The following is a 12,621-nucleotide window of genomic DNA, read 5'->3' on the forward strand; positions in this document are numbered from 1 at the left end:
TTGATTAGATTACTAACCATACTCGTTCTTACATCCCTTTATATGGTATTAAATACTGTATATGCGGCGAGTGATGAACTGAAACAACAAGTAGAAAGAGAGAAGAACCAAGCGCACTGGAGTGGTCTACCGGTTTGGGGTGAGCAGGCTCGTGACCTAGGTTATGAGTTACCGATTCCCGTTGGTTTTGGCATTTATATGAACTCTCAAGATGTTGAGTATGTGGCGACGGATGATTTCAAAATTGACGCAACAGGTGGGCTACTTGGCGGTCGTAACAAGCCTAATCACTATGTCGTACCAGCAGATGATGTATCGATTAAAGGGTCTGATAAGAGTGTTCAGCTTAGACTTGACGCATGGGTATTTCCATTCCTAAATGTTTATGGTTTAGCAGGCTATACCGAAGGAAATAAGGAGATCAGCGCCGATCTTTCCAATGCAACACGTAATGGCAAACCGTTTCCTGTACCAGCGACCATACCAATCAACATCGAATATGAAGCCTACAACTTAGGTATTGGTGCGGTACTTGCGACGCAGTTTGAAGTGATCGATGGATTCAACCCAATTATTGTCACGGCAGCGGGTGCTGTAACCAATGCTTGGACCACCACGACAGACAGTACCATTTTAACCAAAATCGGTGCGGTGCGAGTTGGTCAGCGTTATGACGTACCTTACGGTAAGCTAACGATGTTATTGGGTTATCAGTATCAAAGCATTGAGCAGAACGTGACAGGTAGCTTAACCGACTTGCAAGTTGGTGGTTTGAACCTTGCTGATGAACTGCGCTTTGACGTAAACCTAAAAAGCAAAGAAACATCCAACATGTCACTCGCAGCAGTCTACGACTTTGGCTATGAGAAAGAGTGGAACTTAATGGCGGAATACAGCTTCCTGAACTGGAATCAGCTGATTGTGTCGATGGGTTACCGTTTCTAAAAATAATAAAAAGCTCCTCATTATGAGGAGCTTTTTGCATTACTGCTGCTCAGCTAGTACCGCGCCTTTTTGCGTAATGCCACAAAGCATCATTGGCATAGCATTATAGATTTCAGCAAACTGCTCCAAACCTTCAATACCTTGTGCTTGTAGCGTTGCGATAGATGTCTCTGGGTCGTAAAGCATGCTCAATGATAGTAGCACGCCGCCTAACAGAGCGTTGTCTTCACTGTGCTCTGGCATGATAGTTTCCCAGTCATCTCTAGCCAATTGCCAACCCTGAAGAACACCTTCACAGAAGTCTTTGGTTGCCAACGTCATGATCTCTTCTTCGTCTAGTTCACAACCTTCTGGCCACTGCCATTCGCCGTCTAATAGAGCAGGGCGGAAGTCGTTCCACAAGCCAATAATTGCTTGTGCGTAAGTTTCTAACTGCTCACCGGATGTGAATGGTGCTACTTCCTCACCACCCCATAAAAATGGTAGCCACTCTTCTGGTGGTAGCGTATGTGGCGCAGCGGCCATCGAGGTGACAAAGCCTTGTGTTTGCGCTTCGTTAAGAAGTTTACCTTCTAACTCAGGAAGGGAAAGTATGTCTTTTAATGTCAAAATGCTTTACCGTAAAGGCGAAAATGATGCTTAATAGTAACAAGCTACAGACGAATAAAATAGACGAAATTATCTGAGTCGAACAAGAAGAAAAGGATCGCTTCTCTAGTTATGGTTATCAACGAGTCTCTCAAAAAGAAAAGTGTCGTCGCGCTAGCGCTGTACCTAGCTCTGTTTATCGCGGTATTCGGAAGCATCACCTATATGGTGGTGGAGTCTCCAGTTCGTGCCAAGCTCGAAGAAAACCTCGATATCAAAAACGAGTTTCTCGCCGCCGAGATCTCAGCGCCACTTTCCAGCTCTGTGGGTGTATTGAAAAGCATCGTCGCTATGGCGCAGTCCATTGAAAACCGCACCGCACTCGATGAAGCGCTCTGCCAGGTATTTAAGCTTAATGATGGAATCGCCGTGAGTGGTGGCATTTGGCCTGAACCGTATTCTGTAGACCCCAACGTTAAACTCACCAGTCTGTTCTATAACCGTACCAGTGATGGAACGGTGGATAAAATTGATCTTTGGAACAACCCCGAAGCTGACGGTTATCACTTAGAGCCGTGGTACACCTCAGTAAAAAATCAGCCTGTGAATACTATTACATGGTCTGAGGTGTACATCGATCCTTATACCCACGTGCAAATGATCACGGCTTCAGCGCCTTATTACTTAAATGGTCAATTTGCTGGAGTTGCTACCGTCGATCTTTCACTAGAAAACCTAGTGAAATTCGTCAAAAGTAAAGCAAGAGAGCACGATCTTGGGGTGATCGTGCGCGACACGAACAATCATGTGATTACCGAGCACAACTTCCGAGTAGGGCGTGATATTTACGTCAGTCAACGTCAATTTGGTGATTTTGATTGGAGTCTAGAAGTCGTCAATGCGAGACGACTGGTATCTGATCAAGTGTCAGACATCGTAATGGCAGTCGAGTTGGGTATCGTGCCGGTCATGCTGCTTTGTTTGATGTTTGGCTATTACCTTATTAGCCAATATCTCATTAAGCCGATTACTGATATTGCTAAGAAAGTCGATGAGTCCAAAGAGGGCGGTAGTATCGATATTAACTATCAAAGTCCGGACGAGATTCGCTACCTCATTGACACCTTCAATGAAAAAACCATTTACCTAGACCAGGAACGTGTCAAAGCGCAGGCTTCCACTAAAGCAAAAACGGCGTTCCTAGCCACGCTCTCCCATGAAATCCGAACACCGATGAACGGTGTATTGGGCACCGCTCAAATCTTACTTAAAACCGACCTCAATCTAGAGCAGCGCAAACTACTCAAAACCCTTTATGATTCAGGCGATCATATGATGTCTCTGTTGAACGAGATATTGGATTACTCGAAGATTGAGCAAGGTCACCTTGAGCTTGAAAATCGTCCATTCCCGCTGAGCTCCATCATTGGCAGTATGCACAGCGTTTATCACACCTTATGCAATGAGAAAGGGCTACGTTTTAGCGTCTTCTCGGAAGTTGATGAAATTCGCTGGTATTCCGGCGATAAAGCGCGCCTGCGTCAAATCCTATTTAACTTGCTCAACAACGCGGTTAAGTTTACTTCACAAGGAATGGTGGAAGTCTACTTGTCTGAAGAAGTGAATGATGGAGTGACGGCGCTCGTTATCCGAGTCAAAGACACTGGAATAGGAATCTCACCCGACGCGCAAGCGAGAGTGTTTAAGCCATTTGAGCAAGCCGAATCGAGCACCACGCGCCGCTTTGGAGGTACTGGGCTTGGTCTTGCGATAGTGCAAGAGATTACTCACTGTATGGGAGGCAACATCACGCTTACCAGTCAGGAAGGGATGGGATCTGAGTTTACGGTTCGCGTCCAACTTGAACCATGCAAACCAAAAGCGTTAGATGTTCATATTGAACGTCACCTCGACTATCGTGGACTCAAAGCGCTTATCGTCGAGGATAATCGCACCAACACCATCATTATCGAGACCTTTATGAAGCGTAAAGGCTTTATCACTTCTTCGGTAGAAAACGGCGAACTGGCACTAAAAGCCGTCTCAACCCAACAGTTTGATCTTATCTTAATGGATAACCATATGCCTGTTATGGATGGGGTAGAGGCTATCGCGGGTATCCGTAATATGCTCGGCCGTGAAAAAGATACCTTGATCTTCGGTTGTACCGCCGATGTCTTTAAAGAGACCCGAGAGCGCATGTTAGGCGCTGGCGCAGACTTTATTGTTGGTAAGCCCATTGATGAAAGAGTATTAGACGATGCGCTGTATCAATACGCCAACAAGCTATTCCAATTCTCAAGCAAACGCCGTTCAAACGTAGAGTCTCTGCGTTAACCCTTCGTAGTGACGCCGTTATTGGCGTCACTGCACCTTCCTAGCTTGTTATTCAACTCACTAGATTTCATAAAACACCCATTTCGGCGCCATCCACCCCGTAAGCCTAAGTAAACTCTGCTTAGACAAGAACATCTAATTGTTTAGAGCTGTAACTATTGTACATAACGTGCCACTAACTCACTGAATATCAGTGGTATAGTCAATAAATGTAATCAAATTACAACAAATAGCGAGTTTATCTAGTTTGAACTTTAAAATTGGTGATTAATTTACCAAGTAACTTTAAATACGGTATGTAAAACTACCAAATTGGTGTTCTAATAGCGACGAAATCTAGATAGTAAAAGATATCTAGTTATATGAATTGCCAAAAGCATTTTTTGATAGTTTATTATTCCGTGAGATTCCTGAATTGAAACCTAAAGCTCCTTTTTGTATTCGTAACGCCGCAGCAGACACTTTTGCTATGGTCGTCTTCTGTTTCGTCTCTGGCATGCTAATCGAAGTATTAGTATCTGGCATGACGTTCGAACAGTCACTGGCATCACGTTTACTGTCGATCCCCGTTAATATTGCAATTGCATGGCCATATGGCGTTTTCCGTGACTGGGCACTAAGACAAGGCGCGAAAGTATCAGGTTCAGGCACCATGAAGGCCATTTCAGACCTGATCGCCTATGTAGCATTTCAGTCGCCAGTATACGCAGCGATTCTATTTACTGTAGGCGCATCGACTGACCAAATCATCACCGCAGTATCGAGTAACGCAGTAGTATCATGCGGAATGGGCGTACTTTACGGCTACTTCCTAGACCTATGTCGCCGCTGGTTCCGAGTACCGGGTTACTACCAAAGCGTCTGATTTGCCGATCATTTGATCGAATTAATCACAAAGTAAGCAAACAATTAAAAAAGAGCGCTTTTTTCCCGATTTGCACTTGACCCCATCAAGGATAATCATTAAATTAGCGCCTCGTTAGCCAACAGCGCTAACAAACAATACGGTGAGTTGTCCGAGTGGCTGAAGGAGCACGCCTGGAAAGTGTGTATACGGCAACGTATCGAGAGTTCGAATCTCTCACTCACCGCCACATTCGAAGCCCCAGCAGAAATGCTGGGGCTTTTTCGTTTCCATACTTCCCCCCCCTTTCTATGACCGACAGCCTTTTCATTAAATAGTGACTTAGGTCAAAACATCTCGTACTAACCTAGCACTCTCTAGCTTTATGCAACTTGGCCCTATAAGATGGTTTCAGTTCAAAACGGGGTATCATAATGTCTATAACCTCCTCTTTTTACGCGGAAAATGCAGATGAACTTGCCAAACAATATAATTCTCTAGCGGCTACGAAAGTCCATCACGTTTGGCGAAAGTACTGGCCCAGTGTAGGAGACAATGTATTAGATATTGGCGCAGGCTCGGGAAGAGATTCACTTTGGTTTACTCGTCTGGGCTGTCATGTGGTTGCATGTGAACCTTGCAAAGAGCTGCTCGTTTTAGGGAGTGCTCACACTGGGAAAGAGGTTGTATGGCTTGATGATAGGCTTCCTGACCTTAAACAACTATCAAAGCTTAATACTAAATTTGATGTCATTTTGGTCTCTGCGGTTTGGATGCATATTCCTAGTAACTTGCGTAAAAAGGCGTTGAATGCCCTAGTTAACCATCTGAAAAATAGTGGTGTTATTGTGATTTCATTGCGTCATGGTTTATTCAATGATGGCCGCGAGTCTTACTCTGTTTCGGTTGAAGAGTTAACGGAACTGGCGAGTGACTTCAACTTAGCTTTAGTTGATGTATTCAATGGCGAAGACATACAACATAGGCAAGGAGTCAGCTGGCAAACCGCTGTGCTAAGAAACAATCCAAGTGTTGATAGGGAGGGACGACATGGCTCTTGAGTTGTATCTGGATAAGTTCAGAAACCTCAATATGAATAGTGCAGGTGGTAAGAAAAGTCCTCACAAGGTTTGTATGCTACTGGCCGTTATGGATCTTATTCATGTGGGTGGCATTGCGTCGAATAAGATATTTTTTAACCAGGCTCTCAAAGATCAATTTACCCATCACTTTGATAACTTTGCTCAAGGAAGAGATAAGAATACGCCTGAGAATCCATATTTTTATCTAAAGAGCGAAGGCTTTTGGCATCTCAAATTTGAGGAGGGGTATAAAGAACAAGCTGTCAAACGTTACTCATCAAAAGCTATCTCATATGCTTATCTAGATGAGGAGCTTTTTGACTTTATGAAAAGTCATATCGTGTCAAACGAGTTGAAAGATGCCTTAGTAACCAATTTGTCAGACATAGCATCACTTTACTATCAATGGTTATTGGATTTAGGTAAGTCTGAGAAGACGGCAACCAATTACCTTGGAGCTATTCGTGGCTCAATTTCAAATTGGCTGATGGATGCAAACGAGATCCGCGAACCATTAACAGAGGTGAAATCATATAGCCGATTTGTTTCGTTGGAAGCGAAGGCCAAAACGATGGAGATCTTTAAACAGCGCGATAGCAAAGGTAAAGGCATGTATAGTGCGGCGCTGGTTCACTACAACAATTTCTTGGCAGATCTGGCTCAGGTAGACGTCAATGCAGATATACGTCAAGTTATGTCTGACCAGAAGCTTACTGAAACGGAAAAGACAATTCTGGTGAATACTAGAATTGGACAGGGCAATTTTAGGGCTCAGCTGGTTGAAATGTGGGGCGGTTGTGCCTTAACCGGATATAAGAACACTCAACTCCTTCTTGCTTCTCATATCAAACCTTGGCGGGATTCGAGTAACGAAGAACGTTTAGATAAATACAACGGGTTGCTCCTGTTGGCAAACTTAGATAAAGCGTTCGACCTCGGATTTATATCGTTCGATAATCAAGGAAAAGTGATGATCTCCAAATACCTCGAAAAGCCTGAGGTAGTTGGTATTCATGAAGCTATGTCATTTCAAATATCAAGTCAGCATAGGCGTTACTTGGAACATCATAGAGGTGTTCTTTTTAAGGGGTTTTGAGCGGTAAATAATAGGCTTTAATTAGAGCCCAAACGAACGATATTGACTCCAATTTCGCCACTATGTCAACTAACGTCATCCAATAAAACTTCTCTTTACAGCACTTGCGCACTTATTCGCATCACTACTTTTATCTTCTCTGTAATTTTCTGACGTTATCAGACTACGATAGGATTATTCCTATTGGCTTCTGCTTTTTCAAACACAATTGGAAGTTATAAACATATCGACATGAAATTCTAGGCTAATGATATTTCTGCCGTTATATCCAATAGGAATCACCAAAATAGTAGTTATATTACCGGATTGTAGATCGCGGTGATTTGACACAATTAACATCATGATAAATATAAATTTAATAACGTCTGCCTATGCAAAAGCAACATTATTCAAATAGGGAGAATATGATCATCTTCAAGATCATGATTTATTACCACGTGTAAAATAAATCCAATGTGACAGAAATCACCACATTTGATTTTTGATGGTTATAGTATGTATACATCATGTATACAACACAAAAACAATAGAGGGGCTGTGTTTAGCATGATCACGATTAACTAACATTAGGACGTTATCTTATGCTAGATCTCATACAAAGCTTTTTGGACTTAGGATCCATTGTAGTTCTACCCATACTCATATTTGTCTTTGCTATAGCCCTTGGTACACCTATATCTAAGGCAATAAAATCAGGCTTAACCGTCGGTATCGGTTTTATCGGTTTGAATTTGGTTATCGGACTCTTGGGAAGTAGTTTAGGCCCAGCAGCTCAACAAATGGTTGAGCACTTAGGTCTCAATTTGAACATCATCGATGTAGGTTGGCCCGCGGCTGCGGCCATCAGTTATGGTACGGCTCTTGGTGGTCTATCAATACCTATAGCAATTGGAATAAACATCGTTCTCATCTTTTTTGGTTTAACTAGAACGATGAATGTCGATTTATGGAATATATGGCATGCCGCATTTATTTCGTCATTGGTGTATATAATTACTGGTGACTTTGCAATTAGTATCGCAGCAACGGTTTCCTATGTATTAATGATACTTCTTTTTGGCGACATACTCGGTGGCACAATTAATCGTTACTATAAATTCCCCAACATTACGTTTCCCCACGGTACTGCTATCCCAGGCTATATATTTGCTCTCCCATTTAACTGGTTGTTTGACCGAATCCCAGTTGTTAAAGATTGGAAGGGTGACCCTAAAACAATTCAGGAAAAACTCGGTATTTTTGGTGACAGTACGGTCATGGGGGTATTAATCGGCCTTGGAATTGGTCTCTTAGCGCAATATGAAATAAAGGAGTTGCTTCAGTTAGCTGTGACGACGGGAGCTGTAATGATGCTGATGCCAAGAATGGTGGCTTTGCTTATGGAAGGTTTAACGCCAATTTCTCAAGCAGCGAATGCATTTATTAAGAAAAAATTTCCAGATCGTGAACTCTATATAGGAATGGATGCGGCATTGAGTGTTGGTGATCAAGCTGTTTTATCATCTTCACTTATTTTGGTTCCGATCACAATTGCATTGGCGGTAGTTCTTCCTTTCAACAACACTCTACCATTTGGTGATTTGGCCACTATTCCCTTCGTTGTGTGTCTGATGGCAGCGGTCTTTAATGGCAACATCATCAGAACCATTATCGCTGGTACATTCTATATGGCCACAATTCTGTGTATCACTACTTGGGTCGCTCCTTTAGTCACTGAAGCCGCTATCGCGTCTAACTTTGATCTTCAAGGGAATACAACCATAACAGCGCTTGCTGAAGGTGGGTTATGGACGACAGGCCTTTATGTATTGATAACTAAGCTCCTTAACTGGACCGGTATTATCGCTATTGGTGGAGTGTGTTTAGCGGGTTTGATCTATGTAAATAAAATTAAAGGTAAGTCTGTAAAGACTCAATCTGTCGAGGAGAGTAAAGCATGAGTAAGAAATTAATGGTTATGTGTGGTACCGGAATCGCGACTTCAACTCTTGTCACCACAACGGTAAAAGAATGGCTTTCAGATAACAACCTTTCGAATCAGGTAGATATGTATCAAGGTAAAATTGCGGACGAAATTGGCAGACTTGAAGACTTTGACATCATCATCAGTACCACTGCTGTGCCGGATCAATTTAATGACCGCTGTTTGATGAGCTTGCCTTTATTGCAAGGGATGGGTGTCGATGAGTTCTACGGAAAGTTGGAACAGATGATAAGGAGTTAAAATTATGCTTGTATCAACAAAAAAAATGTTGATGGATGCACGTGAAGGGGGCTACGCAGTTCCCTCCGCTAACTTCATTGACTATGAGATGGCAAAAACATTTGTCGATATTGCTGAACAAAAACAGATGCCTTTGATTCTTTCTTTTGCTGAGTGTCACATGGATCTTCTCACCTTAGAAGAAGCAGCAAACATCGCCATCTTTCTAGCGTCGAAGGCTAGTGTGGATATTGCATTGCACCTAGATCACGGGATGAACTTTGATGTAATCAAAAAGGCAATTGAGTGTGGTTTTACGTCCGTGATGGTCGACGCATCGGCAGAGAAATTTGATCGCAACGTGACGTTAACCAAACAAGTTGTTGAATATGCCCATAAACACAACGTTCCTGTTGAAGCTGAAATTGGTCATGTAGGAGCTGGCGAGAACTTTGAAGATCACGAACATAATGACTCCGTCTATACCGATGTTCAAGAAGCCATAAGGTTTGCGGATCTCAGTGGTGCTGACTCACTAGCGATCTCCATTGGGACTGCTCACGGTACCTACTCTGGTGTACCGAAAATAAGTTTCGAAAGATTAAAGGAGATTAGAGCATCCGTTGCTATTCCTCTTGTACTTCACGGAGGTTCTTCAACAGGAGATGAAAACCTTTCAACATGTGCTTCTCTTGGTATATCGAAAATTAACATTTTCACTGACTTCATAATCGCCGCGCTAAGCGCCGCAAATGAAAAACAATACAGTGATTATTTTTCGATGAAGCGAGAAATTAACGAGCGTGTTGGCGAAACACTCTCCCACTACTACTCGGTGTATGGGACAAAAACTAATGACTGAAATCAGAGCACCGTTTATTGCGGTGAACCCTAAATCATATTTATACGGCGACAAACTTCTTGCGATGGCGAAGAAGGCCGATGAACTTGCGATCCAATACGACCTAGATATTTTCTTTACGGCTCAACATGTCGACCTGCGAATGATCAAGGATAATACATCTCGTCTCATTGTGACGGCTCAACATATGGATCCTATTGAAATAGGACGAGGTATGGGGCACATACTTCCAAATGCGTTGGTGGAGGCTGGCGTTGGAGCCGTGTTTTTGAATCATGCTGAGAGACCTCTAACACTTGCTCAACTTGTCGCAGCTCTAAAGCGTACGAAGGAGCTAGGCTTATTCTCTATCGTTTGTGCCGACTCACTTGAAGACGCACAAGCCATTGCGATGCTTCATCCCGATGTCATGGTCTGTGAGCCCACAGAACTTATTGGGACAGGGCAAACTGCTAACAAAGAGTACATTCTATCTACGCAGACAACTATCGCAGAGATATCACCAAAAACATTGGGGTTACAAGCCGCTGGGATATCTTCACCGGAAGATGTTGAATACGTTATCAAAAACGGTGCGCATGGAACTGGTGCTACGAGTGGTATTTTTGCCTCAGAAGATCCAATGTATACGATGGTTTCGATGATAGAAGCTGTGGCAAAAGGAAGGAGCTTAAACTCATGAACTTTTACAACAGAACCATCTCTTTAGATACTGTTGTTGGTCGGGTCTCGTATCACAATATCACGGACGAAGTTAAAAACATCGTTCGAGAAAGTGGTATAGAGAATGGTATTTGTGTCATTCAAACTGCCCACACGACCTGCTCAGTGATTTTCGAAGAATATGTGCATGATACAGATTTTAACGGAGACGAGTTTTTACAGGTAGACCTAAACAAGATTCTTGACAAAATAGTCCCTAGAGAACTGACTGAGAACACCAATTATCGTTATCCCGGCGACAAGCACTTAGATTTCTTGATGTCCCTTGATGATCCTAATTATCCCGCAGACCCAGGAACCATATTAAATGGAGATGCGCATATTCGAGCGAGTTTTTTTGGGCCTAGCAAGACATTCATCTTAAAAGGTAAAGAGTTGAATCTAGGGAGTGTAGGGTACGTCTATTTTGTAGACTTCGATCAAAATCGAGAGCGGACCCGAAAATTTGATGTGATGGTCATGGGGCAGTAAATGAGCAAGAACAATTTATTCAAAAAGGAACTGTTAGTATCTTCTTTAAATGCTTCAACCAATGAAGAGGTACTGCGACAACTAGCACAGGTCCTTTTTGAGCATGGTTACGTCAAAGAGTCATTTTCAGATGCAATTGTCGCGAGAGAAGGTGTGTTTCCTACAGGACTAGGAAGGTTGGCTATACCTCATACTGACCGTGAACATACAATTTCGGATTCTATTGCTGTGGCGATCTTATCTAACCCAGTCGAATTTACAATGATGGGTGCAGAAGATGAGGTATGTCTCGTGAATGTCGTGTTTATGTTAGCGATGTCTTCAAACGACGCACAGATTGAGACACTGCAGACCATTATGGGTTATGCACAATCACGAGAAGCGCTGGATATTTTGTTACGTAGTTCGGGCGTGAATGAGATGTACCAAGTACTTTCAAAGGAGTTAGTGTATGAAGACTGACGAAGTTATCGTGAAAGATGTGGCGGGTATACATGCGAGGCCTGCATCTCTGTTGGTTAAGTCGGCCAAGCGATTTGATGCTGATGTATTTCTTGAATATGACAATAAAAAAGCCAATGCAAAATCGATAATGGCATTGATGAAGCTGGGGGTTAAAGGTGGAGAGAAAGTAAAAGTCTGGGCGGAAGGAGCCGATGAAGAGATAGCGGTGAGTGAAATTGTAAAATCTATTAGCACTAACTTTAAGTAAACTTAAATGCACAATCTTCATTGATGGAGATTGTGCATAATCGGGTGTTGTTTATAACTCACCAAACAATCGGTAATAGCATGCCGCTAAATGGAACTTTAAGTGGTGAACAGCTTTATCTTGATCTTCACTGCAGATGCTTTCTAGAAGCGCGATGATTTCTTCAACCGATTTTCTCTTAACTTGGTCAATCAGCTCTACTTTAATTAGGTTGGCTTTGTTGTGTAACACGCTGATGTTTTCAGCAAGGAGTTTGTTATTTGACTTGGAATTTAGCTCTTGATAAAAGTCACTCATTATTTGAGGCATTTGCTCATAGTTACTATTTGAGACAACGTGTTCACACTGAGATTTTATCTCAGCGATTTTCTCTCTATCAATTTCGGACCAAGCGAGCTCCAGTAGCAGCGCTTCTAGGCTCATGCGAACTTGGAAGATCTCACGTGCTTGATCGACGGTTATTTTACAAACTACCTTGCCACCGTTTTCCAGGACTTCTACCCAACCTTCAACAATTAATCGTGCTATGGCTTCCCTTACAGGAGTACGGCTGATGTCCAGTATCTCAGTAAGGTCGTTTTCTACAACCGCATCTTTGATTTCACTAGTTTGAATCATATTAAGTATGGATTCATAAGCGCGTTGGCTTGCTTTCATGTAACACCCCAATAATTCTAAGTAGGACCTTTATAACACAAGATTAATGATTAATAAGTTCGTGCATCTTGAGAGGGCATAATGTCAATAACGTGAATTAT

14 protein-coding genes and 1 tRNA gene are annotated in these 12,621 nt (G+C 42.6%); 13 read left to right on the forward strand and 2 right to left on the reverse strand.

Features of this window, described 5'->3' with window-relative positions; all coding sequences use genetic code 11:
* Positions 1–945, forward strand: coding sequence for a hypothetical protein (locus AWH66_RS06665; protein WP_236110463.1), 945 nt, complete (start codon positions 1–3; stop codon positions 943–945).
* A 39-nt stretch (positions 946–984) separates the two neighbouring features.
* Here AWH66_RS06665 and AWH66_RS06670 read toward each other — a convergent pair whose 3' ends face one another.
* Positions 985–1,554, reverse strand: a complete 570-nt coding sequence (locus tag AWH66_RS06670) for a UPF0149 family protein (RefSeq protein WP_063605588.1) — start codon at positions 1,552–1,554, stop codon at positions 985–987.
* Between the two features lie 111 nt (positions 1,555–1,665).
* Here AWH66_RS06670 and AWH66_RS06675 point away from each other — a divergent pair, with 111 nt between their 5' ends.
* The 12 genes from AWH66_RS06675 (at position 1,666) to AWH66_RS06730 (ending at position 11,863) form a co-directional block, all read left to right on the forward strand.
* Entirely contained in the window at positions 1,666–3,870 is a 2,205-nt protein-coding gene (locus tag AWH66_RS06675) for a hybrid sensor histidine kinase/response regulator (protein WP_063605587.1), read from the forward strand.
* A 415-nt stretch (positions 3,871–4,285) separates the two neighbouring features.
* Entirely contained in the window at positions 4,286–4,735 is a 450-nt protein-coding gene (locus AWH66_RS06680) for an L-alanine exporter AlaE (protein ID WP_038223284.1), read from the forward strand.
* A gap of 141 nt (positions 4,736–4,876) precedes the next feature.
* Positions 4,877–4,964: transfer RNA gene (locus tag AWH66_RS06685), tRNA-Ser, on the forward strand.
* Positions 4,965–5,148: 184 nt separating this feature from the next.
* Positions 5,149–5,775, forward strand: a complete 627-nt coding sequence (locus AWH66_RS06690; RefSeq protein WP_063605586.1) for a class I SAM-dependent methyltransferase — start codon at positions 5,149–5,151, stop codon at positions 5,773–5,775.
* Entirely contained in the window at positions 5,765–6,892 is a 1,128-nt protein-coding gene (locus AWH66_RS06695) for an HNH endonuclease (protein ID WP_063605585.1), read from the forward strand. The genes AWH66_RS06690 and AWH66_RS06695 overlap by 11 nt, the downstream gene beginning before the upstream one ends.
* Before the next feature lie 581 nt (positions 6,893–7,473).
* Entirely contained in the window at positions 7,474–8,832 is a 1,359-nt protein-coding gene (locus AWH66_RS06700) for a PTS galactitol transporter subunit IIC (protein WP_063605584.1), read from the forward strand.
* Complete coding sequence (locus tag AWH66_RS06705; protein WP_006071518.1) at positions 8,829–9,116, forward strand: PTS sugar transporter subunit IIB; 288 nt, start codon at positions 8,829–8,831, stop codon at positions 9,114–9,116. The genes AWH66_RS06700 and AWH66_RS06705 overlap by 4 nt, the downstream gene beginning before the upstream one ends.
* Before the next feature lie 4 nt (positions 9,117–9,120).
* Positions 9,121–9,957: a class II fructose-bisphosphate aldolase gene (locus AWH66_RS06710; RefSeq protein ID WP_083399965.1), complete on the forward strand. Its 837-nt coding sequence runs from the start codon at positions 9,121–9,123 to the stop codon at positions 9,955–9,957.
* Positions 9,950–10,639: a triose-phosphate isomerase gene (locus AWH66_RS06715; protein WP_006071520.1), complete on the forward strand. Its 690-nt coding sequence runs from the start codon at positions 9,950–9,952 to the stop codon at positions 10,637–10,639. The genes AWH66_RS06710 and AWH66_RS06715 overlap by 8 nt, the downstream gene beginning before the upstream one ends.
* A complete protein-coding gene (locus AWH66_RS06720; protein ID WP_063605582.1) occupies positions 10,636–11,151 on the forward strand; it encodes a YjbQ family protein in 516 nt (171 codons plus the stop codon). The genes AWH66_RS06715 and AWH66_RS06720 overlap by 4 nt, the downstream gene beginning before the upstream one ends.
* Positions 11,152–11,613, forward strand: a complete 462-nt coding sequence (locus tag AWH66_RS06725) for a PTS sugar transporter subunit IIA (RefSeq protein ID WP_063605581.1) — start codon at positions 11,152–11,154, stop codon at positions 11,611–11,613. It begins immediately after the preceding gene.
* Positions 11,603–11,863, forward strand: a complete 261-nt coding sequence (locus tag AWH66_RS06730) for an HPr family phosphocarrier protein (RefSeq protein WP_063605580.1) — start codon at positions 11,603–11,605, stop codon at positions 11,861–11,863. Before AWH66_RS06725 ends, AWH66_RS06730 begins: the two co-directional genes overlap by 11 nt.
* Positions 11,864–11,914: 51 nt before the next feature.
* Here AWH66_RS06730 and AWH66_RS06735 read toward each other — a convergent pair whose 3' ends face one another.
* A complete protein-coding gene (locus AWH66_RS06735; RefSeq protein WP_006071524.1) occupies positions 11,915–12,520 on the reverse strand; it encodes a GntR family transcriptional regulator in 606 nt (201 codons plus the stop codon).
* Between the last annotated feature and the right edge of the window lie 101 nt (positions 12,521–12,621).

It is taken from the genome of Vibrio barjaei (genome assembly GCF_001639065.2).
GTDB classification, from domain to species: Bacteria; Pseudomonadota; Gammaproteobacteria; order Enterobacterales; family Vibrionaceae; genus Vibrio; species Vibrio barjaei.